The following is a 427-nucleotide window of genomic DNA, read 5'->3' on the forward strand; positions in this document are numbered from 1 at the left end:
GGCGAGAAGATCGCCGAAGGCCTGCCCGAAGACGTGCAGAAAGACCCCGCGGTGCTGGAAGCCTATCTCGGTGGGGTGGAGTGATGGAAACCAACATGGCAAACACACCGAACGACGCGGCAAGCGCCGCCAACACCCCGAAGAACAAGGTGCTCGAGATCCAGGACCTGTGCGTGTCCTACGGCAAGGTCGAGGCGCTCTCCAACGCCAACCTGGTGGTGGGCGAAGGCCAGATCGTGACCGTGATCGGCCCCAACGGCGCGGGCAAGACCACGATGCTGTCGGCCATCATGGGCGTGCTCGGCTCCAGGGGGCAGGTGCAGTTCGACGGCAGCATCGAGTCGGTGCCCGAAGTCGAGCGCATGGTCGCGCGCGGCATGAACCTGGTGCCCGAGAAGCGCGAGCTCTTCGGCGAGATGACGGTGGA

Annotated in this window: 2 protein-coding genes; both read left to right on the forward strand. The window is 65.1% G+C overall.

Translation table 11 applies throughout. From position 1 onward, the window contains the following. Positions 1-84: ABC transporter ATP-binding protein C-terminal domain-containing protein (locus tag AC22G6_RS21865; protein WP_487368514.1), on the forward strand; the 84-nt coding region annotated here is incomplete at its 5' end. 11 nt (positions 85-95) lie between these two features. Then, on the forward strand, positions 96-427 hold a 332-nt coding region (locus tag AC22G6_RS21870; protein WP_487368513.1), incomplete at its 3' end, for an ATP-binding cassette domain-containing protein.

It is taken from the genome of Parazoarcus sp. PS-13 R2A (assembly GCF_057621855.1).